A 24599-nucleotide genomic window follows, 5' to 3' on the forward strand; every position below is an offset into this window, starting at 1 on the left:
TTATGTTTGAATTGGTAGATAACGCACCCTCAAGTAGTGCGGTCATAAAAGTAGTCGGTGTTGGTGGTGGTGGCGGCAATGCCGTCAATCACATGGTTGAAAGTAACATTGAAGGCGTTGAATTTATTTGCGCCAATACCGATGCCCAGGCGCTTAAACGCGTATCCGCAAAAACAGTATTACAGCTAGGTGGTGAAATCACCAAGGGGCTCGGTGCTGGCGCCAACCCTGAGGTAGGTCGTCAGGCCGCGATGGAAGATCGTGACCGAATCGCTGAGCTGCTTGAAGGCGCCGATATGGTCTTTATTACCGCTGGTATGGGCGGTGGTACAGGCACCGGCGGCGCGCCAGTGGTTGCGCAAGTTGCCAAAGAACTGGGTATTTTAACGGTAGCTGTCGTTACGCGGCCTTTCCCGTTTGAAGGCCCCAAGCGTATGCGCGCTGCCGAAGAGGGAATGAAAGAGCTCTCTCAACATGTTGATTCGCTGATCACCATACCCAACGAAAAGCTTTTATCCGTACTGGGTAAAAGCGCGACGCTATTAACTGCGTTTAGCGCTGCCAACGATGTATTGCTTGGCGCTGTTCAAGGTATTGCCGAGCTGATTACAAGCCCTGGTATTATCAACGTCGACTTTGCTGATGTGCGTACTGTTATGTCTGAAATGGGCATGGCGATGATGGGTACGGGCGGTGCTACCGGCGAGAACCGCGCCCGCGAAGCAGCTGAAAAAGCTATCCGTAGCCCGCTTCTGGAAGATATCGATCTGCATGGTGCGCGAGGCATTCTGGTCAATATTACGGCAGGCCCGGACCTGTCGATTGGCGAGTTCAACGATGTAGGTGCCACCGTTCAAGAGTTTGCTTCACAAGAAGCGACCATTGTCGTGGGAACTTCCATCGATATGGAAATGTCTGATGAGCTGCGTGTTACTGTTGTTGCTGCTGGATTAGATGGCGCGAAAGCTGCCAAAGCGACGACACGTGAACCTGCACGTCGCTCTTCTGCTGACTCTTCTGATTACCGTAAGCTACAGCAGCCTACCGTAATGCGTCAGCAAGCAACTGCCCGTGCAGAGGCGCCTGAACACGCGCCCAAACCGCGTCCGGAAAAGAGTCGCTCAGCCGATGCTGACGACTATCTGGACATACCCGCTTTCTTGCGCCGTCAGGCCGATTGATTGTTTCTATAGGTTTACCGGGCCAGCAAACGAGTGTTTTATTGGTTAAAACGCTCGTTTGCTGTTAAAGTGAACACTGTTTGATAACTTTCCTTCCCCTACGGTACTACCGTCATTAGAGTTCGACCACTGCCCATGATCAGACAACGCACCCTACAAAACGTCATCCGCGCCACTGGAGTGGGTCTGCACTCCGGCAAAAAAGTCCACATGGCTTTGCGTCCGGCGCCGACAAACACCGGGATTGTGTTTGTTAGAACCGATCTGGAGCCTGTGGTACATATACCCGCACGCGCAGAGTTAGTGGAAGACACAACACTTTGCACCGCGCTTTCACACGAAGGTGTGAAAGTGGCAACGGTTGAGCATTTGATGTCAGCGTTTGCAGGACTAGGCATCGATAATGCTTACGTTGACCTAAGTGCTCCCGAAGTGCCGATTATGGACGGTAGTGCCAGCCCGTTTGTGTTTTTAATCCAATCGGCGGGTATTCTTGAGCAGGATGCAGCAAAGAAATTTATACGCATCAAGCGTCGCGTCGCGGTTAAAGATGGCGATAAAGAAGCCGTTTTCCTTCCGCACCAAGGGTTCAAGGTCTCGTTTGCCATTGACTTCGACCACCCGGTTTTCGAACAGCAGAAACAAACCGCGCTTATCGATTTTTCGACGACTTCTTTTGTGAAAGAAGTTTCTCGGGCGCGCACCTTTGGGTTTATGAAGGATTTGGAGTTTTTGCGCTCTAATAACCTGGCCCTGGGGGGGAGTCTGGATAATGCGATCGTGGTTGATGATTATCGCATCGTCAATGAAGGCGGTTTGCGTTACGAAGATGAGTTCGTCAAGCACAAGGTGCTGGATGCGATCGGCGATTTGTATCAGTTAGGCTACAGCCTGATTGGTGAGTTTCACGGTACAAAATCTGGCCATGCGCTGAATAACCAGCTTTGCCGCGAATTGATGGCACAGCCTGATGCTTATGAAATCGTGACGTTTGAAGATGAAAAAACCGTTGCGCCTATTTCGTACGCAGCGCCTGCAATGGCCTAACTGCCAAGCAGGAGTGTCAGATATTCGCTATGACGCGCTATCCAGGTTTCTCCTTTGGTAGTGCTCAAGCTCGATAACTGGCCTTGATGAAAAAAAGCACCGCTCAGGCGGTGCTTTTGCGTTTCTGGCATTTGAAAAGTGCGCAAGGCGCGCGGCACGCTTATTTTGGTGCGTGAGACGCAAGGCGCTCTAACGCTTTACGCAGCGCAGGATTGTGTGTGTCGCTTGCGCACTCGCTGAGCGTTTTTCCCGCACTGGCGGATAAGTGTCGGGTATTACGCAAAGGCGCCTCAACTGGACGGACGGGGCGCACTTTAAAGGTAAAGCCGTTCACAGCCTCAAAGCCTGGCAGTTGATGTAGCAGCGTCAACAGCCGCTGCTGTTCAAAGCGCAACCATGTCAGCCAGCTTGCCTGCCCACTGATCAGGGTTAAGCGCCCATCGCGAAAGCCGCCGACAAAGATATGTGGGCGCATCTCTTCTGGCAGATGGGCTCTTAAATGACACTGGGCTTGATCTATCAAGCGAGACAGACGCATTAATTGGCCAATATCCCCTGACTTGTTTAGCAGACGGGCGATGGGCTGTGCGCGAGAACGCTTAACCTTTATACTCATACGCTTGAATCCTGGGGTAACCCCTCAATATATAGCCAAGTAGCGGCATCGACACGGATGCATTACTTATTTGCAGAGCCTAACACGCTCAGGAGCCAATCCACAGCATGCCCTCCACGCTTAACACCTTTTCTGCTTTGCCGCGACGTAACCGTCGCTATGGCTTGGCGCGTTGGTGGCTGGCAGGGCTCCTGGTAAGCTGCTTACTGCCCAATAGTTTAGTGCCTTTTGATGCCATGCGGGGGGCTGAGCGTAACGTCTGCGTGTGTTTGTGGGTACCGGCTATTTTACGTGCTCAATCGCATTGGATCGCCAAAAGGCGACGCGCATTGCGCGGTTGGCAGCAGCGATTTAAACGTATCGCGGTGCAGCGCCACTTTTTACCTGTTTATGATTTTATAAAGCGCCAGGTAGCCGCACACGATGTGCTTACCCAGCGCGGTCCGCCCGCTTAACTCACGGTTTTCTAAAACGTACTTTACTTGCCTTATACGGAACAGGGCGAAGCCCATTGGTTCGCTCAAGATGATTTGGAAATTTCATGATTAATAATTTGTTACGCAAGGTTGTTGGCTCCAAGAACGACCGTGAAGTAAAGCGCATGCACAAAAACGTTCGCAGTGTGAACGTGCTCGAAGCTGAGCTTGAAGGATTAAGCGACGCTGAATTACAAGGTAAGACAGCGGAGCTGCGTTTGCGCCTGGAAAATGGCGAGGCGCTGGATAGTTTGTTGCCTTCTGCGTTTGCGATTGTGCGAGAGGCCAGCAAGCGCGTCATGGGTATGCGGCATTTTGATGTACAGATGGTGGGGGGCATGACCCTGCACCGTGGTCGTATTGCTGAAATGAAAACCGGCGAAGGTAAAACGCTGGTAGCAACACTGGCCGTTTATCTCAATGCGCTGCCTGCAAAGGGCGTACACGTTGTCACCGTCAATGACTACCTTGCCCGCCGTGATGCCGAGTGGATGCGCCCGCTGTATGAGTTTTTAGGGCTTTCTGTTGGGGTTATCTTTTCCGGCCAAACCGGGGAGGAGAAACGCCATGCTTATCGGTGTGATATTACCTACGGTACCAATAACGAATTTGGCTTTGACTACCTGCGCGACAACATGGCGTTCTCTTTGGAGGATAAGGTGCAGCGTGGCCTGCACTATGCCATTGTTGATGAGGTGGATTCTATCCTGATTGATGAGGCGCGTACGCCGTTGATCATATCAGGTGCGGTGGATGAAAATACCAATCTTTATAACGTCGTTAATCAGCTTGCCCAGCAGTTGGAAGAGGGTGAGGTCTCGGAAGATGACGACCAGCCTGCAACTGGCGATTTTGTGCTGGAGGAGAAGCAAAAGCAGGTTGAGCTGACCGAGCAGGGGCATAACAGGGTTGAAGAGCTGATGCAGGCGGAAGGCCTTCTTAAAGAGGGTGAATCGCTTTACGCCGCTCAAAACCTGAATTTACTTCAGCACATGCATTCTGCGCTCCGGGCACGCCATCTCTACAACAAGGATGTTGATTACATTGTAGTGGAAGACCAGGTGGTCATCGTTGATGAGCATACTGGACGGACGATGCCTGGCCGCCGTTGGTCTGAAGGGCTTCACCAGGCTGTTGAAGCGAAGGAAGGGGTGACCGTTCAGCGCGAGAGCCAGACGCTGGCATCCACCACCTTCCAGAACTATTTCCGTCTGTATGAAAAACTGGCAGGCATGACCGGTACTGCTGATACGGAAGCCTTTGAGTTCCGTCAGATTTATGGGCTTGATGTTATCGTCATCCCCACCAATCGCCCGTTAGCCCGTAAAGACCTTAACGACCTGGTCTACCTTAGCGCCGAAGAGAAGTACGAGGCGATTATTAAGGACGTTCAGGTCGAGACAGAGGCAGGCCGCCCGGTGTTGGTAGGTACGGCGTCCATCGAGACGTCTGAATATCTGGCGCACTTAATGCGCGAAGCGGGGCTGAAGTTCAATGTCCTGAATGCCAAGCAGCACCAGAGTGAAGCCGAGATTATTGCTCAGGCAGGGCGTCCTGGCGCGATCACTATTGCCACCAACATGGCCGGTCGAGGTACCGATATTATGTTGGGGGGCAACTGGGAAGCTGACGTTGCCAAGCTGCAAAACCCAAGCCAGGCGCAGATTGATGCATTAAAAGCCGAGTGGAAGCAGCGTCACGATGGTGTGCTGGAAGCCGGTGGCCTGCACGTTATTGGTTCGGAACGCCATGAGTCTCGGCGCATTGATAACCAGTTGCGTGGACGTTCTGGTCGTCAAGGCGATCCAGGTTCAACGCGCTTCTTCTTGTCGTTGGAAGATAGCCTGATGCGGCTATTTGGTTCTGACCGCGTTAAGCGTCTCATGCAGGCATTGGGCCTGGAGCGCGGCGAAGCCATTGAGCACAAAATGGTATCTAACGCCGTTGAGCGTGCCCAGAAAAAAGTGGAAGGGCGTAACTTCGATATTCGTAAGCAGTTGCTTGAATATGATGACGTGGCAAACGACCAGCGTCGGGTTATTTACGAGCAGCGCAATGAGGTTCTGGCCTCTGATGACATTGCAGAAGCTATCGTGGGTATTCGTGAAGAAGTCATGGAAGACACCATTAACGACTTCGTTCCGCCGCAGAGTTTAGCCGAGCAGTGGGATCTGGCTGGGCTTGAAATGCACCTTAAGACAGAGTTCAACTTGGATGCCCCGGTGGTCCAGTGGGCCGCTGATGATGAGCGCTTTAGCGAAGAGAAGCTGCGTGAGCGTCTGCAAGACATGCACCATGACGCTTATGCGGCCAAGGTGGATGCCGCAGGCGCGACCCTGATTCGTCGTTTTGAGAAGCAGGTCATGCTTCAGGTTCTGGATACGCGTTGGAAAGAGCACTTGCAGTCCATGGATCACCTGCGTCGGGGCATCCATTTACGCGGCTACGCACAAAAGAACCCCAAGCAAGAGTACAAGCGTGAATCGTTTGAATTGTTCCAGCACCTGCTGACCAATATTAAAGCGGATGTCACCCGTATTCTAAGCCATGTTCAGGTACGTCAGCCTGAAGAAGTTGATGCGCTGGAGCAAAAGCGGCGTGAAGAGTTGGCCCGCGAAAAAGCCGCGGCCGCTAATCGTCACGATGATGCTTCTTCCAGTGAAAGCGGATTAAGCGGTGAAAACAGTGATGTGGAAAGCACTGAGCAGGACGCACGCCCTGTCCGTCGCGAAGGGCCGAAAGTCGGCCGCAACGACCCGTGTGTATGTGGTTCAGGTAAGAAGTACAAGCAGTGCTGCGGTAAATTAAGCTAATCAGAAGCGGTCTGGATTTAGGTAGAGGAGACGATCATGGCGGTGGGAAATAGTCCCTTTCCGGTGATGCCCCCCTTGGCTGGGGTGCGCTTGGGAAGTGCAATGGCGGGTATTAAAAAGCCGGGTCGTCGTGACATGGTAGTTATTGAGCTACCCGCCTCGGCAACCGTGTCTGGTGTGTTCACGCGAAATGCCTTCTGCGCTGCCCCGGTGTCGGTTGCCAAGGCGCATATTGAGCGCTGCCGCGAGCAGGGCCAGGCACCGCGTTACTGGCTAATTAATACCGGTAATGCGAATGCGGGCACCGGCAAACAGGGGCTTCATGATGCCTACGCCAGCTGTAAAGCGGTAGCAGAGCAAGCTGGCGTTGCCGAGCATCAGGTACTGCCTTTCTCAACGGGGGTTATCGGTGAACCACTTCCCATGGAGCACCTTTTAGCCGGTATCACGCCAGCGCTTGCGTCAGGTGCTGACAATAGTCAGGCGTGGCAACATGCCGGTGAAGGGATTTTAACCACCGACACCCGAGCCAAAGGTGCCAGCGTTACCGTGAAGGTTAGTGACGGGTCAGTTACTATCAATGGCATCACTAAAGGCTCAGGCATGATTAAACCCAACATGGCGACCATGTTGGGCTTTGTCGTCACGGATGCTGCTATTGAACAGTCATTACTGGATCGCTTGTTACGCGAGACGGTGGATACCTCGTTTAACTGCATTACCGTGGATAGCGACACTTCAACCAATGATGCGTGCATGCTTGCAGCGACAGGTACGGGAACGGCGATTGAAGACGACGAGGATATCGCTGTCTTCCGTGATGCATTGCAGCAGGTAATGACGAGCTTGGCTCAGGCGATCATCCGTGATGGTGAGGGCGCGACAAAGTTTGTGACGCTCCAGGTTGATGGCGCAGAAAGTCGTCAGGAAGCGCTGGATGTCGCATTTACCGTCGCCCACTCACCCTTGGTGAAAACAGCGCTTTACGCCTCTGATGCTAACTGGGGGCGTATTCTGGCCGCAGTAGGGCGAGCGCCTGTGGCTGATTTTGACGTGGACCGCATTGTCATTGACCTGGCAGATGTTCGCCTGGTTGAAGAAGGTGGTCGTGCGGCTGGGTATACGGAAGCCGCAGGCAGTGCCGTCATGGCGCAAGACGAAATTACGATTCGCATCAGTTTAGGGCGTGGTCAGGAGAGTGCCACCGTATGGACCTCTGATCTTTCCCATGACTATGTGTCGATCAACGCAGACTATCGTAGCTAGTTAGCCAGTCACCGACTGGGTTTGGCAGTCATAAAGGGCTCACGCAGCGAGTAAGCGCCGGCACTGATCCGCCGGTGCGCACACAGTGGATAAAGACGTAATGAATGTAATGGTAAAACGACGAGTTCATGTTGCGGCAGCAGCCATCATTAGTGCCGATCAGAAGCAAGTGCTGATTGCACGTCGGCCCTCGAATGTCGATCAGGGTGGCTTGTGGGAGTTTCCGGGTGGGAAACTCGCGCCTTATGAAACAGGACTTGAGGGCCTTAAGCGCGAGCTGCACGAAGAGCTTGGTGTTGAGATTGTACGTGCGCAGCCCTTGATCCGTGTGCATCACGAATATCCTGACAAGCATATTTTGTTAGATGTTTGGCAGGTTCATGAGTTTGCTGGCGAGCCTTTTGGTCGCGAAGGCCAAGCCGTGCGTTGGGTGCCGATGGAGGAGTTGGCTAATTATCCGTTCCCGGCGGCCAACCTGCCGATCCTGCGTGCTGTGATGCTGCCCACTGAATATCTGATTACAAAAGAAGAGGCTGACGAGGCGCGTTTTGATACGCTCCTGGAGCGGGCCTTGAAAGAAGACAACATTCGCTTGGTGCAGCTGCGTGCCAAGCAGCTTGATGAAGCCGCTTATCTTAAGCGCGCTGAACGCGCTTTGCGCATGTGTCATGAGTATGGCGCCAAGCTTCTACTCAACGGCGAGCCTGCGCTGCTTGAACATGTGGATGCCGATGGTATTCATTTAACCAGCGAGCGCTTGATGCAGCTGGATCGACGTCCGATTGCCGAGCAAAAGTGGCTCTCTGCCTCGACACATGACCAAACTCAGCTCTCCAAAGCGGCGCTGCTGGGGTGTGATTTTGTGACGCTGTCACCGCTTCGCACTACGCCTTCACATCCGGAAGTAGCGCCGATGGGCTGGCATGATTTTCAACAACTGGTTGAGCGTGCCGGAATGCCGGTCTTTGCGCTGGGTGGAATGACACGCTTTGATGCCAATCACGCCCGCGCCGTAGGCGCCCAAGGCATCGCCTCGATTCGCGATTTCTGGAAGTGATAAGTTTGTTACTGCTGACGTAATGGCGTAAGTCAGCGCTGCGGTACGTGCAGAAATAGGTACTAGAAAAAACGCCTGCCAGATGATTTTGGCAGGCGTTTTCCGTCAAAGACCGCTACGTTAAACTGGCCTATAGATCGATAACGCCTAGTCGCGAAAGCGGCGGGTTAGATCGCTATAGGCATCGATACGGCGATCACGCAGGTAAGGCCAGATACGGCGAGTATTTTCGCAGCGCGCCATATCAATGGTCACAACCAGTTGTTCAGCTTCTTCACCGGCATGGGCAAGTAGCTCGCCCTGAGGCCCACAAATAAAGCTGCCTCCCCAAAACTGAATGCCATCGCCCACGCCTGAATGGTCGGTTTCAAATCCCACGCGGTTGGCAACAATCACCGGTAAGCCATTGGCGACGCCATGCGAGCGCTGGATTAACGTCCAGGCATCTTTTTGGCGGGTTTGTTCCGCAATATCATCGTTAGGATCCCACCCAATCGCCGTGGGGTAGAGCAGCAAGTCTGCTCCGGCCAAGGCCATCAGGCGAGCCGCTTCCGGGTACCACTGATCCCAGCACACCAGCACGCCCAAACGGCCAAGCGAAGTATCAATTGGTGTAAAGCCTTCTGCACGGCTCGCATCGTGGTCACCAGGGGTGAAGTAAAACTTCTCATAAAAGCCTGGGTCATCAGGGATGTGCATTTTCCGATACTGACCCACCCGGCCTTTATCTCGGTCGTATACCACCGCCGTGTTGTGATAAAGCCCTGGTGCGCGCCGCTCAAACAGCGAGCCGACCAGCACGATATCCAATTCGCGAGCAAGTGCGGCCAGGTGCTGTCCGGTCGGGCCATCCAGCGGTTCGGCCAGGTCGAACAGGGCCGGATCTTCATACTGGCAGAAGTAGTGGGTAGCATGCAGCTCTTGCAGCATGACAAGCTGAGCGCCACGTTCTACGGCATCACGAATGCCCGCTTCACTGGCTGCCAGACTCTGCGCTTTATCGGGCCAGGCAAACTGTTGCACTACGCCAACCGTTAGGTCAGAGGTTACCTTGATAGACATCCTGGCTCCTTACTGATGAAAAGAGGTGGTGAGCGTGCCCTTGGGCAACTGCATGGTCAGGCAGTGTAAGCTGCCATGTTGACGAATAACGCTCGAGCACTCAATGGGAATGAGCGCATGGTTGGGGAACGCTTCGGCCAGCGCACTGAGTGCTAACGCATCAGCCGGGTCGCCGTAGGTTGGCACCAGTACTGCTTCATTAATAATCAAAAAGTTGGCATAAGTGGCTGGCAGCCGATGGCCGTCTTCAGGGTCAAAGCATGCTTGTGGCCAAGGCAGCGGGACAAGCTGGTAGGGCTCGCCGTTGCGTTGTCGAAATGCCTTTAACTCTTGCTCCATGGTGTGTAGGGCTGTGTAGTGCGGGTCTTGTAGGTCATCACAGCGCACATAAGCAATGGTCGATGGATTACAGAATCGCGCCAATGTATCAACGTGGCTGTCGGTATCATCACCTTCCAGATGCCCATTGGTTAACCAAAGCACCCGGTCGACGCCGAAATCATCGCCTATCAAGGCTTCAACGTCCTGGCGTGTTAAATGCGGGTTGCGATTAGGATTGAGTAAGCAGGCTTCGGTCGTCAGCAGCGTACCCGCGCCATCGGTTTCGATAGCCCCGCCTTCCAATACCATATCGCGTGAAGCCACTGGGCATGCCCAGACGCCTGCATCGGCTAACGCCTGCGTCAGCCGATTATCGTTGCTGGCAGGGAATTTTCCGCCCCAGCCGGTGAAGGTGTAATCCAACAGTAGCGGCTGGCCTTCATCATCAACAACGCTAATCGGGCCGTGGTCACGCGCCCAGGTATCATCGGTAGGCGCTATGATCAGCAATAGCTTATGAGCAGGCACACCATAGGCATCGAACGTTTTGCGTACGCGGTCACAGGTGGCTTGATCTGGCATGCTGATCACTACCTGCTGGTAACGAACGGTTGCCAGCACGATGCGCTCAAGCGTTGCTTCTATACGCGATAGAAGCGATGCCCAATCGCCATCAGGGCGTGGCCAGGTCAGCTGTAGACCATCCTGGGGGTGCCATTCCGGCAGCAAGCGATATGTCATATTGGCCAAGGTTAGGAAGTCTCTTGGTAACGTTATTTGAAGTAAAGCGCTCACCGATTTAGCCAGCGCAAATGGGCGCAATGTAGGGCGTCGTCGAAGAACTTGCAAGCGTTACGTGGTTTCAGGGAACGGGCCTGGGGTCTGTTACTCTAATGCCCGTTTGCACATGCAGTATGGCTAAAAAAACCGTACCATGAGCGCTTATTAATAAGGAATGACGCCATGCTTGATCGTTTGCCTTTTCTGGTGGGGCTGCGCTACGTGCGCGCCAAACGCCGGAACCACTTTATTTCTTTTATTTCACTAACATCGATGCTGGGCCTAATGCTGGGTGTGGCGGTACTCATCCTGGTGTTATCGGTTATGAATGGTTTTGACCATGAGCTGCGTACCCGTATTTTAGGAATGGTGCCGCACACTAAAATTGAAGCAACCGATGGCCTGGTGGAGTGGGAGGCGCTGGCAGACCGATTGACGCAGCGTGAACACGTGATGGGGGCTGCACCGTATGTTGAGCAGCAGGGCATGTTTTCCGCGGGTGGCCGCAACCAGGGAGCCATGGTCAACGGTATTGATCCCGATTGGGAAGACCAGGTCTCGATTATTGGTCAGCATATGCGCCAAGGCACGTTGGCTGAATTAGTGCCAGATGAGTGGAATGTGGTGCTTGGCTCTATGCTTGCTCGTCAGCTGGGGGTGGGTGTAGGCGATCGAGTGACGCTGCTGGTGCCGGAAGCTTCTATCACCCCAGCGGGTGTCTTCCCGCGGTTAAAGCGCTTTACCGTTAGCGGTATTTTCAGCGTGGGCGCCGATTTGGACGCCAATCTCGCTTACGCCAATATCGAAGATATGAAAACCCTCGCGCGCCTTGGCGACGCGGTAGGTGGTTTGCGCCTTGAGCTTGATGATCTGTTTATTGCGGGCAGCGAGACCCAGGCCATTGTGAACGACCTGGGACCAGGCTACCGCGGCACCGATTGGACGTACTCGCATGGCAACCTTTTCCAGGCCATTCAGATGGAAAAGCGCATGATTGCACTGCTGCTAACGGTGATCATTGCCGTTGCGGCGTTCAATATTGTTTCTACTCTGGTCATGGTGGTCACCGACAAGCGTGCCGATATCGCTATTTTGCGTACCATTGGTGCTACGCCACGCTCGATCATGGGCATCTTTATCGTACAAGGCATGGCCATTGGTTTGATTGGTATTGCGATTGGCGTTGCTGTGGGCATACTGCTGGCGCTGACAGTATCTGATCTGATCGGTTGGTTTGAAGCGGCCTTTGGGATTAAGTTTCTGGATGCAGGCGTTTACTTTATCAGCGATTTGCCGTCCCAGCTTAGGTGGGATGACGTGCGCAATATTGTGTTGGCGGCCTTCGGTCTAACGTTTTTGTCCACGCTGTACCCAGCATGGCGCGCTGCTCGCGTTCAACCGGCGGATGTTCTGCGCTATGAATAAGGATGCTTCCATGTCTACTACTGGGCCGTTAACGTCTATGCAGTCAACTTCCACGCCGTCCAACGCTACGCCAGCCGCAGCAGGGGGAGCGAACGAGCCGCCTGTTATGTTGGATTGCCAAGGTTTAACGCGGGTATATAGCGAAGGACCACAAGACCTGACCGTGCTTGATAAGCTTGAACTTTCCGTTCGTGCGGGCGAACGGGTGGCGATTGTGGGTAGTTCTGGGTCGGGTAAAACCACGCTTTTAAACTTGCTGGGCGGTCTGGATCGCCCAAGCGATGGTCGGGTGGTGATCGCTGGTGAGCCACTTTCCAACTTAAACGAAGCGGCCTTAGGGACGTTTCGTAATCGCTACATTGGGTTTGTTTACCAGTTTCACCATTTGCTGGCAGAATTTACCGCCGTTGAGAATGCAGCGTTACCGTTAATTATCCGTGGTCAGTCGAAAAAAACCGCTGAAAAACGCGCTATGCAGATTCTTGAGCGTGTAGGGATGAAGGCGCGGGCTGATCATAAGCCTGGCGAGCTTTCCGGTGGTGAGCGCCAGCGGGTCGCCATTGCGCGTGCCTTGGTAACAGACCCAAGCCTGGTGCTAATGGATGAGCCTACCGGTAACCTGGATCAAACGACGGCAGCCACGATTCTAGCCCTGATGGATGAGTTGGCCAAAGAGAGTGCGTGTGCGTTTGTTATCGTGACGCATGACGTGGGGCTGGCTGCACATCAGGACAGGGTGCTTAAACTGGACGCGGGCAAGTTGGTTGAGCAGCCTCGCATGCCTTAATCATCGAACTCGGATTCGATACATGCCCGACGCCGCTGCCTATTTAGGCGGCGGCGTTTCCAATTATGAGAGACATGCCAGCGCCAAATAAGGCGAATGCCGATATTGGCGGCCACTGCTAGCACAATAGCCGTAATAAATGAGCCAACAATCAGTGGCGGTACGATATCGTGCATTTGTTCGGCAATCCAGCGCGTTGAAATACGCGTAGGTGCTTCACGTACCGGGGCTCCAAGCATAAATGTGCCAATTCGATAGTTAAAATAAAAAATCAGCGGCATGGTGAGTGGGTTGGTAATCCAGACAAGGCCTACCGAAAGTGCTAAATTACAACGGCTTAGGCGAGCGCCCACGGCAGCGACTACCATTTGAAATGGAATCGGTAGCATGGCGCAAAACAAGCCAACGCTAAAGGCGTTGGCAACGCTTCGCCGAGTTAAAAGCCACAGCCCGGGGTCGGCAATTAGCGGTGCTATAAAGCGTAGCGACCGCTGTCGCCGTAGCGTGTCGGGTCTGGGCATGTAGCGCTGCAGGAACCGGCGCGGCATGTCAGGTACTCTTGCCTATTAGTGCACCCTATTATCCATATCGCGTAGCGCTTCGGCTATGCCAAGTAGATGAAGTTCTTAAGCCAAGGAGAGTCGTATGCCGTTTGGCATGGCGATACCGGCAGCGCTAGCGGCACTGTTAGGGGCAGTAATCGCGGGATTAAGCGGTATAACGGGGGCAATGAACCCTTTTGTTGGCGTTAGCTTATTGGGCGTGCTGCTACTGATGGCCTGGCGCGCCAAGGCGGCTTTCTGGCTATTACTGGGTGGCTGGGTAATGGTTGGCATTCATCAGGAGTGGGGCAGTCGCTTGCCCGAAGGTCTCAACGGCGAAGATGTCGTTGTAAAAGCAAGGGTGCTGAGCGTAACCCCGTTGGGTGATGCACAGCGGTTACTGTTAGCGGTAAAAACCTGTGAAGGACCTACTCATCACCCCGCTTGCGATACGCTTAACAAGGTCCGTGTAACGGCGTATAACGCGCCGACTTACTATGCGGGAGAGCAGTGGCGAATGACGCTACGCCTGCGCCCGCCTCGCGGATTTGCCAACCCTGGTACGTTTGATTTTGAACAGTGGCTCTGGCGAGAAGGCATTCATGCAACGGGGTATGTACGCCAGGAGCCAGCGCCGACGCAATTGGCCACGGCTGGGTTTTCTGTACGAAAGCTGGCGCTTGATGTGCTGGAGAGGCAGCCACTCGGTGAACGAACGCGCCGCTGGCTCGCAGCCTTAACGCTGGGGGAGGGCAGCCAGCTAACCCAGGAGGACTGGTCGCTACTCAATGCCACGGGAACGACGCATCTGGTGGTTATTTCAGGCTTGCATGTGGGGCTGGTGGCCGGGTTTGCGCTATTGCTGGCAAAGCTCATCGCACGGCTAACAACGCCTTTGAACTGGCGAATGCGCGTGTGGCCCTGGTGGGTGGCCGCGCTGGTCACCATCGGTTATGCCTATCTGGCCGGTATGGAACCGCCCGCCATGCGCGCCATGGTCATGACGCTGGTAGGGCTGTGGGTGCTCAGTGGTCGACACTCCCCAGCCACTTGGCAGGCCTGGTGGCTGGCACTTGCCATTATTCTGCTGCTTGATCCGCTCTCTTTATGGCGCCCTGGGCTCTGGCTATCGTTTGTGGCTGTTGCCTGGTTGATCATTATTTGGCAAGGGCGCACGCGTCCAAAAGGGGTTAAAGGCTGGTGCTGGGCGTTGCTGCGTTCCCAGCTGTTACTGGCCCCGCTAATGGCCGCCGCCGTGCTGATCGCATTTGGACGTATGGCGCCGGGCGCGCCCATTATTAATATAATCGCCGTGCCCTGGGTAAGTTCAATCATGGTGCCGTTGGCGCTGCTGGGCTGGATATTTTCACCTCTGCCGTGGCTGGGCACGGGCATGTGGTGGTTGTTTGAGCAAGCGCTGTCGGTTTTTTACGTTTTTCTGACCGTTACGTCAGAACGATGGCCGCTGTGGGAACCTGATCATGCGCTAGTGTACCCATTAAGCGGCGCTCTTCTTTTGTTGGCTTTGTGCTGGGGTCTGCCTGGCGTGGTGTCCTGGTTGAAAGTGGGGGCTACGTGCCTAGTGGTATCGCTTGCCTGGTGGCTTCCGTTGGAGCAAATACCTAAAGGCACGTTGCGCGTAACGGTGCATGATGTGGGCCAAGGTCAGCTTATCGAGCTACGCAGCCAGCAGTACCGGCTTTTATACGATACTGGGCCACGTTTTCAGGCAGGCTTTATGCCTCTGCAAACATTGTGGTCGCCAGGCCAGCGTTTTGATGAGGTGATTGTTAGCCATGCCGACAGTGACCATGCAGGTGGTATAGGCGCGCTACTGGAGAGCCATGCAGTCACGCACTGGCGTGCGCCTCTAGGTGAAGCTCTACCGGTAACGGCCACCCCGTGCGAGCGTGGCCAGCAGTGGCAGCGCGATGGAATTACGTATCGGTTTTTATGGCCGCCTGCCGGGTCCAATGATTACTCGGCCAATGACCGCTCCTGCGTGCTGGAAGTCAGCGCGGGAGAGCATCAATTATTAATTACCGGGGATGTCAGCCGTGATATAGAGCGGCGTTTTCTAAAAGATATTGATGTGCCGCTCAGCGTATTGGTCGCCGGACATCACGGTAGCCGCACAAGTTCAGGTGTTCAGTTTGTCCAACATACGACGCCTTTGCATGTGATCTTTAGTGCAGGTCGCAATAATGCTTTCCAGCATCCGGTCGATGATGTGGTACGCCGCTTCCGAGCGTATAAGAGTTGCCTGTGGAGTACCGGGCACGATGGGGCACTGCGGTTTTGGCTTCAAAAAGATCATCCTGTGTCTATTACACCAATGCGTTGGCCATCCGGCAGTGTTCAACATGGTGGCGTTAAGCGGTGTTGATGCGCCTCGCCATAAGGTAGAATCCAGCGCATTGCACACTATTGCCAGGAGCGCGTGTGACCGATTCAAGTTGGGTTATTTATAAACGGCTACTTAGCTACGTAAAACCACACTGGCAAGCATTTGGCTTGGCCGCTGTTGGGTTTGTGGTATATGCCGCATCAAGTACGGCACTTGCTGAGATGATGAAGCGGTTAATCGACGGTATCCAAAACCCTGATGCTGCTTTTCGGCTGTTTCTTCCGCTGTTTGTTATTTTGATGTTTGCTTCGCGTGGTGTAGGCACTTTTCTAAGCACCTACTATATGGCGTATGTAGGACGCTATGTGATCCACACGCTGCGCTGCGACGTTTTTGCCCACATGCTGCATCTGCCTGGACGGTTTTTTGACCAGCACTCAAGCGGTCACCTTGTTTCGCGCGTGACCTACCATGTAGAGCAAGTGGCGGGCGCTGCAACGAACGCTGTCACCGTTATTTTGCGTGAAGGCCTGTTTGTTGTGGGATTGGTGGGTTATTTGTTCTGGACGAACTGGATGCTAACCCTACTGTTTTTAGGGGTTACCCCCATTATTGGCGTGGTGGTGAGCTATGTCAGTAAGCGCTTTCGGCGTATTTCAAAACGCATACAAAGCTCGATGGGTGATGTCACTCATGTCGCTTCCGAAGGCTTGTCAGGCTACCGCGTTGTGCGCACCTACGGCGCTGAGGATTATGAAAAGCAACGGTTTGCACGGGTAAGCGAAGAGAACCGTAAACAGAGTATGAAAGAGTCAATGACGCGGGCGATAAGCTCCCCGGTTATTCTTATGCTGGTAGCGATATCCATGGCGCTGCTGGTGTGGCTGGCCATGGCGCCGGCGATAATGGCCAATATGACGCCAGGTGAGTTTGTTGCGTTTATTACCGCAGCGGCCTTGATGATCAAGCCGGTACGCCAGCTCACTGAAATTAACAGTGAAATTCAAAAAGGACTTGCCGCCGCTTCAGAGCTCTTTGGGTTGATGGATACAGCACCGGAACAAGACACCGGCCAGCGTGTGCCCAAGCGTCTAACGGGCGAGCTGATGCTCGAAAATGTTGGCTTTCGCTATGCCGACGACCAGCCAAACGTGCTGCATGACATCAATTTGCACGTCTCGCCTGGTGAGATGGTGGCGATTGTGGGTCGCTCAGGCAGCGGAAAATCAACCCTCGTTAGCCTATTACCACGCTTTTATCGTCTTAATGAAGGACGCATTTTAATCGATGGTGTGGATATTAATGAGTATGCGTTAGGCCCATTGCGTCAGCAGATTGGCTTGGTCACACAGCAAGTGACGCTCTTTAACGCCACGGTGGCCGATAATATTGCTTATGGCACGGCGAACCCTGATCGTCAGGCCGTTGAAGCTGCTGCCAAGGCGGCGTATGCCAGCGAATTTATCGATAAGCTGCCACAAGGTTATGAAACGGTGGTGGGTGAAAACGGGGTCATGCTATCGGGTGGGCAACGTCAGCGTCTGGCGATCGCCCGGGCGATTTTCAAAGATAGCCCAATATTGATTTTGGACGAGGCAACCTCCGCTCTGGATACCGAGTCTGAACGTTACATCCAAAAAGCGCTGGAGCACGTCTGCCAGGGACGCACGACACTCGTCATTGCCCATCGTCTGTCCACGATTGAGCGTGCAGATCGAATCCTGGTGATGGACCAGGGGCGTATTATTGAGCAAGGAGCGCACCAGGAGCTTCTGGACAAAGGTGGTGCCTACTCTGCGCTGTATCAACTTCAGTTTCAGGAAGCATAATGACGCTGGCGCAGCGCTGGCTTGAAGCGGGCTATCACAATAGCCCATGGCTATTGCCGCTAAGGCCATTGGGCGCACTTTATAAGTATGCCATGGCGCGTCGTGAAGCCGCGTATGTGAGTGGCCAAAAGGCCACATGGCGTGCGCCAGTGCCGGTCATCGTGGTGGGTAATATCACCCTGGGTGGAACCGGGAAATCGCCATTAGTGGCCTGGTTAAGCCGCTGGTTGGTCACACAAGGTTGGACGCCGGGTATTGTCACGCGTGGCTATGGCGGTAAAGCTGAGCACTACCCGCTCCAGGTAACGCCATCGACGGATCCCGCGCAAAGCGGTGACGAGCCGGTTATGTTGGCCCAGCAAACCTTGTTACCCGTGGTAGCAGACCCCAAGCGTGCGCGTGGCGCTCAAGCGTTGGTCGATCTCGGTTGCGATATTATTTTGAGTGACGACGGGCTGCAGCATCTGGCGCTTGAGCGAGACATTGAGATCGTGGTGATTGATGGGGCGCGAGGGTTGGGTAATCGTCGCTGCCTGCCTGCGGGGCCACTGCGTGAGTCGCCCGAACGTTTAGCGCGTGTAGATGCGGTGGTTGTTAATGGTGAAATAGTGAATGGTGAAATAGCGAAGGGAGACATGCGCCAATCACTTTCGGTGAGCGCCACTTCCATGCAGCTAATGCCGATAAGTTGGCGGCGCCTAAATGATGGCAAGCGCTTTCCGCTGACACCGCTACCTTTTAGCGTGCCGGTGTTTGGCGTGGCCGGTATCGGACACCCCGCGCGCTTTTTTACTACATTGCGTGATTTAGGCGTAAACGGTGAGATGCTGGCGTTGGCAGACCATCAGCGTTTTAGTGCGGATATATTTACTCCGGCGAAACAGCGGCCCGTGGTCATGACCGCCAAAGATGCGGTGAAATGCATGGGAATTGCGCCACCCAATAGCTGGATATTAGAAGTGGAGGCAACGCTTCCATTAGAATTTGAACATTGGCTGGCAGCCAGGCTGTCAGCCCTGTCCTGAAGGGGATGCATAAATGGATAAGGAACTGCTGGCAATGCTGGTTTGCCCGTTATGTAACGGCAAGCTTAAGTACGACCGCGAAGCGCAGGAACTGGTTTGTCTTTATGACGGTCTAGCGTATCCGATACAAGAAGGTATCCCGGTTATGCTGCCTGAGGAAGCCCGGGTAATGGACGCTGACGAAAAGCTCCCAACCTCGCCAGGTCGCACGGGAGACCTGTAATGGCGTTTCCTGCATTTATAGCCGTTGTGCCTGCCCGCTATGGTTCAACCCGGTTGCCAGGTAAGCCACTGCTGGATATTGCTGGTGAGCCTATGGTCGCCCATGTGTGGCGGCGTGCCTGTCAAAGCCAGGCGGCTCGTGTCGTTGTTGCGACCGATGATGAACGTATCCGTGATGCGATGCTGCCGTATGGGGCTGAGGTCGTCATGACGCGCGATGATCACGCCTCGGGAACGGATCGGCTTGCCGAAGTTGCCCAGAGCCTTTCTTTGGGTGAAGACGAGCTAGTGGTGAATGTGCAGGGTGACGAGCCGCTCATTCCGCCCGCGTTAATTGATCAGGTGGCACTGCGCTTAGCTGATGACGCAGAAGCCTCCATTGCGACGTTGGCTGAGCCGATTAACGATGTAGCATCACTCTTTAATCCCAACGTGGTCAAAGTAGTGCGCTCATTGCAGGGGCGGGCGCTGTATTTCTCACGTGCGCCCATCCCCTGGGATCGTGAGCAGTTCAAGCAGCAGCCTGCACTGCTTGAAACGGATGCATGGCTGCGCCATATCGGGATTTATGCCTACCGCGCGAGCTTTCTAGCCGCCTATCGGGACTGGCCAGCCTCAATGCTGGAGCAGTTAGAGCAGCTTGAACAGCTGCGCGCTTTGCAGCATGGCCATTTAATTCAGGTGGCATTGGCGTGCGAGGTTAACCCAGCAGGTGTCGACACGGCGGAAGATTTAGCGCGTGTTCGCGCGCTGTTAGCGCCATCTGGTTAATACTTTTCAACGTACAGGGAGCGCGTTGTGACGCGGGTACTTTTTGTCTGTTTAGGAAATATTTGTCGCTCGCCCACTGCCGAGGGCATTTTTCGACGTGCGCTGGAAAACGCAGGTATGAGTGAACGTGTCAGTATTGACTCTTGCGGAGTAGGTGCTTGGCACATCGGGAAAGCACCCGATTCGCGCGCTCAAGCAGCAGCCAAGCGGCGAGGTATTGACCTGAGCCAGCTATGTGCCCGGCAGCTGACCGCAGAAGATTTTCTGACATTCGATTATGTACTGGGCATGGATAACGACAATCTGCGGGCAATGCATGCCTTGAAACCTGCCGAAAGCAACGCTTATGTCGGGCTTTTTCTGGAGTTCTCTGGAACGCCGGGAGCAGAGGTTCCAGACCCTTACTATGGCGGTGAGCAGGGATTTGAAGACGTGCTTGATATGATCGAAACGGCGTCACAGGGGTTAATCCAGCACCTGAAAAGTGACCGCGTGTGACAGCTTCAGCCCTTAAAAACTCGGCTTGTCTCATTAACGAACACGTGGATCTGTCATCGTCCAATACGTTACGTTTGCCCTGCGTGGCTGATTATTACGCTGAACCCACCACGCTAGACGCCTTACGTGCGACGCTTGCTATCGCCCAGCATCAGCGCTGGCCGGTAACGCTTTTGGGCGGAGGGAGCAACGTGCTTTTGCCGCCGCGCTTAACAGGGATTGCGATACGCCCGGCACTACGGCAGTGGTGGCTGACCTCGGCGGGTAATAATGTGTTGGCGCATGTGGGGGCTGGTGTTAACTGGCATACGCTGGTGCTCAATATGGCGGCCCGAGGGTTCTGGGGAATTGAAAACCTGGCGCTGATTCCGGGTGATTGTGGCGCGGCCCCCGTGCAAAACATCGGCGCCTATGGCGTTGAGCTTGCCGATAGCCTTCAGGCCGTGCAGGTCATGGAGATTGCGACAGGAAGCACGCGCTGGCTTGAGAATGCTGAGTGTGCGTTTGGCTACCGCGATAGCCTTTTCAAGGGTGCGCTGTGTGATCGTGTCGTGATTACTCGGCTGGTATTGCGCCTTTCCAGGCAGCCCGCACCGAAGGTTCACTATGGCGATCTTGCCTCGCGCTTGCCGAATACGCCCACCCCGTTGGATGTTGCAGAGGCAGTGGCAGCTATTCGCCAGGAAAAATTGCCAGACCCGGGGCAGCTTGCCAATGCAGGCAGTTTTTTCAAGAATCCCATTGTTTCAGATCAGCAAGGGCAGGCGCTATTGGCCCGCTATCCTGACATGCCACATTTCCCTTTAGGCGAAGGAAAGACCAAATTGGCGGCCGGTTGGTTGATTGATCAGTGCGGTCTTAAAGGTGTATGTGAGGGCGAATTTGGCGTGCATGACCGCCAGGCATTAGTGTTGGTTCATTTTGGCGGCGGCGACCGTAAGGGATTGCTGCGCTTTGCAGGCAAGATTATCGACCGTGTGCAGGCTCGTTTTAATGTACGGCTGGAGCCAGAGCCACGCTTGGTTCAAGGTTGATAAATACATGAGCACTAACGCATAAAAAAACCCCGCCAGGCGGGGTTTTTTACGCAGTCAGCAAATTACTCTTTGCTGGCTTCTTGTGCCTGCTTGCGTAGCTCACGAGGGTCGTTATGCGCACGGGTGCGGCGACGACGCGGCTTGGGCACTTCTTCAGCCACTTCTTCGGCGACAGGTGCGTCTACCGGTTTAGCGGCGTGTGGCGCAACGTCAACGTTAGTGGCGTCAGGCTGCACATCTTCCTGGGCAAGCGATTTGTCGGCAGGTGCGTTATCCGCAGGTGTGCTGCTTTCTACAGGTTCCTGAACAGGTGTAGCGTCTGCCAACGCATTGACCGGTGCCAACTGTTGGGGGTCATCGACTACGCCGCTTTCGGCCAATTCAGTGGGCGATGGCGCGAGCGTAGTATCGACGTCGCTACTTGCGTCGGTTTCGAGCTTTTCATCGGTCTGCTGCGGAAGAGATATGACATCGTCACTCTTCGCTTCATCTGCCGTTTTCGGCTCATCTTCCGAGACCGGTGCGCTTTCAGGCTCGGCAGCTGCGGGCGTCTCTTGCTGGGCCGGTGCTGTTGCTTCAGCTGACGCAACGTCATGCTCGGCGACTTTCGGAGAGGGCTGTTCCGCTTTAAGTGTTTCGGCGGGTTCAACTGCCGCTACCGGAGTCGTTTCGTCAGCAGCGCTAACGCCGGTATTTTCCGCGTCTTGAGGCTTGGGACTTTCCTGAGCTGGTGCTTGAGATGGTGCTTGAGAAAGTTCCTGAACGGTTTCCTGAGTGTTTTCCTCAGCGGTCGCTTGATGCGATTGGCTGTCAGCGTGATTGCTATCTGCAATGCTGCTGGCAGGCGAAGCTTCGGCTTGCGTTTCAGGCAACTGTGCAGAGGCTTCAGAAAGGCTTTCGTGAGCGACTTCCTGTTTCGGTGCTGCAGCTTCGGGCGTTTCCGCCACTGGGGCTGTAGCGTCTGAGTGCGTTGCCTCTTCGGCTGCCTGGGCCTGCAGCTTTAACTGCTCGGCTTCCGCCTGAGGGCTGACTGCCTGCTTGCGTGAACGGTTGCGCGGGTTGTTGCGTGTACGCTTCGGTTTGCCATCATCCTGGGGAGTCGGCTGTTCTGCGTTGTTTTGCGCAGCTTCTTTTGCCGGTTTATTGTCGCGTTGAGCCTCTCGACGTGACTCTTTTTGAGGCGCTTTCTTCGATGTATCCAGACTTTCGTCTTTTGCGGGAGAGGTCTCTTTCTGATTCTGGCGGCTGTTTTTGCTGCCACTCTCCTGCGTTTTAGTATCGTCCTGCTGCTGGTTCCGGCGACGATTGCGAGTGCGAGAAGGGCCGCTGCGCTTATCGTTGGCTTCTTCGCTGGCATCGACATTGGCATTTCGTGACGGGGTCTGCCGCTGATCTGCCTTGCTGTTTTCGGTGCGCTCGCTACGGGCAGGACGCTGTTTCGTCTCACTGCCTAATGGGGCCGGTTTCTGTTGGCTGCGCTCGGCTTGTTTACGTGGCGTAGGCGCTTCTGGCTTGCTAACAGGGGCTTCGGCTGGGCTGTTGTCATCGCTGCCCAGTAGCTTTGCAAACCCACGGATAAAGCGCCCAATAACGCTGGGTTGCTCATCGTTGGTGGCAGGCGCGGTGGCCTTGGCTGCTGCTGGCTCGTCCGTCTGTAGCGAGGCGGGTGCGGGTGCATTATGAGCAATGCTCTTAACTGCCGCTTCAGCGCGCTGTGTGGGCGGTGCGAAGTTGGGGTTGGGCTCTTTGCCTACTTCGGTATCGGTAGATAGCTCGAAGCTTGACAGTGTTTGTGTGTCATCTTCATCTAAATGGTCATCGCGTAAACGCTGCACGTCATAATGAGGCGTATGCATTTCCGGATTGGGTAGCAGTACGACGCGTACCTCTTGGCGCGACTCAATATCGGCCAATACGCTACGTTTTTCATTGAGCAGGTAGGTAGCAACAGGTACGGGCAGAATCGCACGAATTTGTGCGCTACGCTCTTTCATGGCCTCTTCTTCGATAAGGCGCATGATCGAGAGCGAGAGCGAACGGACATCGCGGATGGTGCCTTGGCCGATACAGCGCGGGCAGACCACGCCGCTGGTTTCGCCCAGCGAAGGGCGCAGGCGCTGGCGAGACATCTCCATCAAGCCAAAGCGTGAAATGCGACCAATCTGTACCCGTGCGCGGTCAAGCTTCAAAGCGTCGCGCATGCGGTTTTCGACTTCGCGCTGATTGCGTGCCGGGCCCATGTCGATAAAGTCAATCACCACCAAGCCGCCAATATCCCGAAGGCGCAGCTGGCGGGCGATTTCATCGGCCGCTTCAGAATTGGTCTGAAGGGCGGTTTCTTCAATATCGCTGCCGCGGGTCGCTCGGGCGGAGTTGATGTCGATTGAAACCAGTGCTTCGGTATGGTCGATAACGATTGAGCCACCAGACGGGAGTTTGACCTCGCGCTGATAGGCTGTTTCGATCTGTGACTCAATTTGAAAGCGCGAGAAGAGCGGCACTTCATCCGCATAGAGTTTAATTTTTTGCTGGTATGACGGCATTACCTGGCGGATAAAGCCCAGCGCTTCAGCATGAATCTCAGGGCTATCAATGAGCACTTCGCCGATATCCTGGCGCAGGTAATCCCGCATGGCTCGGATAATAACGTTGGACTCGCGGTAAATCAGGAACGGAGCAGGGCGCTTGGCGGCCTCTGTGGTGATTGATTCCCACACCTGAGCCAGATAATCCAGGTCCCACTGAAGTTCTTCGGGATTACGGCCAATGCCCGCCGTACGCACGATGAGACCCATCTTGTCAGGTACGGTGAGCTGACCCATGGCGTCTTTTAGCTGACTGCGCTCTTCGCCCTCAATGCGGCGAGAAATACCGCCTGCACGAGGGTTGTTGGGCATAAGCACCAAAAAGCGGCCTGCCAGGCTAATAAAGGTCGTTAAGGCTGCGCCTTTGTTGCCGCGCTCTTCCTTGTCCACCTGCACGATAACTTCCTGACCCTCTTTCAGTACCTCTTTAATACTGGGACGGCCAGATACGTCTTTAAGAAAGTATTCGCGGGAGATCTCCTTGAGCGGTAGAAAACCGTGGCGTCCTGCGCCAAAGTCAACGAAGGCCGCTTCAAGGGAGGGTTCAACGCGGGTAATCTTGCCGCGATAAATATTGGCTTTTTTCTGCTCTCGTGCACCTGATTCAATATCCAAATCGTACAGGCGTTGTCCATCAACCAGCGCGACCCGAAGCTCTTCGGGTTGGGTCGCATTGATAAGCATCCGTTTCATGTTGTCTCGCATAGCGTTGCGCGCCGACGGACCGTCTAAGGAGTGACGTAGACGAATCGGTGGGTGCTGCGTGCTTGTGCTCGGCGCATGGTTATGCTGACGCGGCAAGCCAGGAAGGTTTTAACCGACCCGGCTGACAGGTTGAGTACGTGGCGGAGGCAGGACGTGTTTCGGTGGCTGTCACGTCCATCCGGCCCTGCTGACACCGCCTACACCTAG

Annotated in this window: 20 protein-coding genes; 15 read left to right on the top strand and 5 right to left on the bottom strand. The window is 54.6% G+C overall.

Annotated elements, in window-relative coordinates; genetic code table 11:
• The first annotated feature begins 2 nt into the window (after window positions 1–2).
• The gene (gene ftsZ / locus ACT3TC_RS01510; protein ID WP_172116350.1) at window positions 3–1181 is read left to right on the top strand and encodes a cell division protein FtsZ; all 1179 of its coding nucleotides are present in this window, start codon (window positions 3–5) and stop codon (window positions 1179–1181) included.
• A 135-nt stretch (window positions 1182–1316) separates the two neighbouring features.
• Window positions 1317–2228 (top strand): UDP-3-O-acyl-N-acetylglucosamine deacetylase, encoded by a 912-nt coding sequence (lpxC, locus tag ACT3TC_RS01515; protein WP_444638880.1) that lies wholly within the window; start codon window positions 1317–1319, stop codon window positions 2226–2228.
• A 160-nt stretch (window positions 2229–2388) separates the two neighbouring features.
• Here the strand turns inward: lpxC and ACT3TC_RS01520 are convergent, their stop codons facing one another.
• On the bottom strand, window positions 2389–2844 hold the full coding sequence (locus tag ACT3TC_RS01520) for a DUF721 domain-containing protein (RefSeq protein ID WP_444638881.1): 456 nt from the start codon (window positions 2842–2844) through the stop codon (window positions 2389–2391).
• Between the two features lie 107 nt (window positions 2845–2951).
• Between ACT3TC_RS01520 and ACT3TC_RS01525 the strand changes: the two genes are divergently transcribed.
• The 4 genes from ACT3TC_RS01525 (at window position 2952) to ACT3TC_RS01540 (ending at window position 8456) form a co-directional block, all read left to right on the top strand.
• The gene (locus ACT3TC_RS01525) at window positions 2952–3299 is read left to right on the top strand and encodes a hypothetical protein (RefSeq protein WP_444638882.1); all 348 of its coding nucleotides are present in this window, start codon (window positions 2952–2954) and stop codon (window positions 3297–3299) included.
• Between the two features lie 86 nt (window positions 3300–3385).
• Window positions 3386–6133, top strand: a complete 2748-nt coding sequence (gene secA / locus ACT3TC_RS01530) for a preprotein translocase subunit SecA (protein WP_444638883.1) — start codon at window positions 3386–3388, stop codon at window positions 6131–6133.
• Window positions 6134–6169: 36 nt separating this feature from the next.
• The gene (gene argJ / locus ACT3TC_RS01535) at window positions 6170–7399 is read left to right on the top strand and encodes a bifunctional glutamate N-acetyltransferase/amino-acid acetyltransferase ArgJ (RefSeq protein ID WP_444638885.1); all 1230 of its coding nucleotides are present in this window, start codon (window positions 6170–6172) and stop codon (window positions 7397–7399) included.
• A 109-nt stretch (window positions 7400–7508) separates the two neighbouring features.
• The gene (locus tag ACT3TC_RS01540; protein WP_193053778.1) at window positions 7509–8456 is read left to right on the top strand and encodes a Nudix family hydrolase; all 948 of its coding nucleotides are present in this window, start codon (window positions 7509–7511) and stop codon (window positions 8454–8456) included.
• A 147-nt stretch (window positions 8457–8603) separates the two neighbouring features.
• On the opposite strand, the gene ACT3TC_RS01545 is transcribed toward ACT3TC_RS01540, so the two are convergent.
• Both ACT3TC_RS01545 and ACT3TC_RS01550 read right to left on the bottom strand, forming a co-directional pair.
• Window positions 8604–9518, bottom strand: coding sequence for a carbon-nitrogen hydrolase (locus ACT3TC_RS01545; RefSeq protein WP_193056290.1), 915 nt, complete (start codon window positions 9516–9518; stop codon window positions 8604–8606).
• Window positions 9519–9527: 9 nt separating this feature from the next.
• Window positions 9528–10580, bottom strand: a complete 1053-nt coding sequence (locus ACT3TC_RS01550) for an agmatine deiminase family protein (RefSeq protein WP_193053883.1) — start codon at window positions 10578–10580, stop codon at window positions 9528–9530.
• A 222-nt stretch (window positions 10581–10802) separates the two neighbouring features.
• Here ACT3TC_RS01550 and ACT3TC_RS01555 point away from each other — a divergent pair, with 222 nt between their 5' ends.
• A complete protein-coding gene (locus ACT3TC_RS01555) occupies window positions 10803–12044 on the top strand; it encodes a lipoprotein-releasing ABC transporter permease subunit (protein ID WP_193053776.1) in 1242 nt (413 codons plus the stop codon).
• Window positions 12045–12150: 106 nt separating this feature from the next.
• On the top strand, window positions 12151–12831 hold the full coding sequence (locus ACT3TC_RS01560; RefSeq protein WP_193053882.1) for an ABC transporter ATP-binding protein: 681 nt from the start codon (window positions 12151–12153) through the stop codon (window positions 12829–12831).
• Here ACT3TC_RS01560 and ACT3TC_RS01565 read toward each other — a convergent pair.
• Window positions 12828–13379: a DUF2062 domain-containing protein gene (locus ACT3TC_RS01565; RefSeq protein WP_172116359.1), complete on the bottom strand. Its 552-nt coding sequence runs from the start codon at window positions 13377–13379 to the stop codon at window positions 12828–12830. The genes ACT3TC_RS01560 and ACT3TC_RS01565 overlap by 4 nt on opposite strands.
• A gap of 97 nt (window positions 13380–13476) precedes the next feature.
• Between ACT3TC_RS01565 and ACT3TC_RS01570 the strand changes: the two genes are divergently transcribed.
• Genes ACT3TC_RS01570 through murB form a run of 7 tightly spaced genes read left to right on the top strand, consistent with a single transcriptional unit; the run spans window position 13477 to window position 21099 of the window.
• Window positions 13477–15759, top strand: coding sequence for a DNA internalization-related competence protein ComEC/Rec2 (locus tag ACT3TC_RS01570; protein WP_193056291.1), 2283 nt, complete (start codon window positions 13477–13479; stop codon window positions 15757–15759).
• A 56-nt stretch (window positions 15760–15815) separates the two neighbouring features.
• Window positions 15816–17549, top strand: a complete 1734-nt coding sequence (msbA, locus tag ACT3TC_RS01575; protein ID WP_193053774.1) for a lipid A export permease/ATP-binding protein MsbA — start codon at window positions 15816–15818, stop codon at window positions 17547–17549.
• Window positions 17549–18574 (top strand): tetraacyldisaccharide 4'-kinase, encoded by a 1026-nt coding sequence (gene lpxK / locus ACT3TC_RS01580; protein WP_193053773.1) that lies wholly within the window; start codon window positions 17549–17551, stop codon window positions 18572–18574. The genes msbA and lpxK overlap by 1 nt, the downstream gene beginning before the upstream one ends.
• Before the next feature lie 13 nt (window positions 18575–18587).
• Complete coding sequence (locus ACT3TC_RS01585; RefSeq protein ID WP_172116363.1) at window positions 18588–18797, top strand: Trm112 family protein; 210 nt, start codon at window positions 18588–18590, stop codon at window positions 18795–18797.
• A complete protein-coding gene (gene kdsB / locus ACT3TC_RS01590; protein ID WP_193053772.1) occupies window positions 18797–19567 on the top strand; it encodes a 3-deoxy-manno-octulosonate cytidylyltransferase in 771 nt (256 codons plus the stop codon). Before ACT3TC_RS01585 ends, kdsB begins: the two co-directional genes overlap by 1 nt.
• 27 nt (window positions 19568–19594) lie before the next feature.
• Window positions 19595–20065: a low molecular weight protein-tyrosine-phosphatase gene (locus ACT3TC_RS01595; protein WP_193053771.1), complete on the top strand. Its 471-nt coding sequence runs from the start codon at window positions 19595–19597 to the stop codon at window positions 20063–20065.
• Between the two features lie 44 nt (window positions 20066–20109).
• Window positions 20110–21099, top strand: a complete 990-nt coding sequence (murB, locus tag ACT3TC_RS01600) for a UDP-N-acetylmuramate dehydrogenase (RefSeq protein ID WP_444638886.1) — start codon at window positions 20110–20112, stop codon at window positions 21097–21099.
• A 65-nt stretch (window positions 21100–21164) separates the two neighbouring features.
• On the opposite strand, the gene rne is transcribed toward murB, so the two are convergent.
• Window positions 21165–24380 carry a ribonuclease E gene (gene rne / locus ACT3TC_RS01605; protein ID WP_444638887.1) on the bottom strand — a complete coding sequence of 1072 codons (3216 nt, stop codon included), beginning with the start codon at window positions 24378–24380 and terminating at the stop codon, window positions 21165–21167.
• Window positions 24381–24599: the final 219 nt, after the last annotated feature.

The organism is Halomonas sp. AOP27-A1-41 (assembly GCF_052378605.1).
Classification (GTDB): Bacteria; Pseudomonadota; Gammaproteobacteria; order Pseudomonadales; family Halomonadaceae; genus Vreelandella; species Vreelandella citrativorans.